The sequence below is a fragment of the Polynucleobacter sp. MWH-Berg-3C6 genome (assembly GCF_018881855.1).
Classification (GTDB): domain Bacteria; phylum Pseudomonadota; class Gammaproteobacteria; order Burkholderiales; family Burkholderiaceae; genus Polynucleobacter.
In genome coordinates, this window is sequence record NZ_JACVPN010000015.1 from 1 (window position 1) to 847 (window position 847).

Below are 847 nucleotides of genomic sequence, written 5' to 3' on the forward strand. Positions count from 1 at the left end.
TTCTAAGCCCTACTAGGCGTAAAAATGCAGCGCAGCTGCTCATGGACCAGCATTCTATCTCTGAGCGGACTGCCTGCAGTTTAGTGGGGCTATCGAGAGCCGCTTATCGCTATATGCCATTGCCTAGAGATGACGAAGAGCCCCTGCGAGCTGAAGTCATCCGCATGGCGAGCACCTATGGCCGGTATGGCTATAGATTTATTGCGGGCATGATGCGTAACGCTGGTTGGGGGCAAGCGACTACTGCAAAGGTCGCTCGCATCTGGCGGCAAGAAGGCCTAAAGATCCCACAAAAGCAACCTCCTAGAGGCAGACTCTGGCTCTCCGATGGCAGCTGTATGAGATTGCGAGCTACTCATACCAATCATGTTTGGAGTTATGACTTTGTCTTTATCAGGGACGCTTATGGTGGCAAGATCCGGATGCTGACTATGATTGTCCCGCGGGATTCCCTTTGGTCATGAGTTCAGTAGAAAGTGTTTAACGATCTTCTGCGCTAGACGAATTGGCTCAATCCAAGTGATTGAACAACTGGCAAACGCCATGATGATCCATGGTATCCCGCAATATATTCGATCGGACAATGGCCCAGAATTTGTTGCTAAAGAGCTGCGTAGTTGGTTATCTGGCATTGGAGTAAAGACAGCCTACATTGAACCGGGCAGCCCTTGGGAGAATGGCTTTTGTGAAAGCTTTAACGGCACCTTTAGAGACAATCTTTTGGATGGGGAGATCTTCTAAAGCTTAAAAGAGGCCCAGATCATCGTGGGGGAGTGGGTGAAACACTATAACCATGTCAGGCCGCATAGTGCATTGGGTTACAGACCTCCAGCACCCCAAACCCAAG

1 protein-coding gene and 1 pseudogene are annotated in these 847 nt (G+C 49.9%); both read left to right on the forward strand.

Going from position 1 to position 847, the window contains the following annotated elements:
* A partial coding sequence (locus ICN13_RS10020) for an IS3 family transposase (RefSeq protein ID WP_216140211.1) occupies positions 1-464 on the forward strand: 464 nt, incomplete at its 5' end.
* Positions 436-847, forward strand: a pseudogene (locus tag ICN13_RS10025) (integrase core domain-containing protein); the annotation flags it as partial. The gene ICN13_RS10020 and the pseudogene ICN13_RS10025, both read left to right, overlap by 29 nt.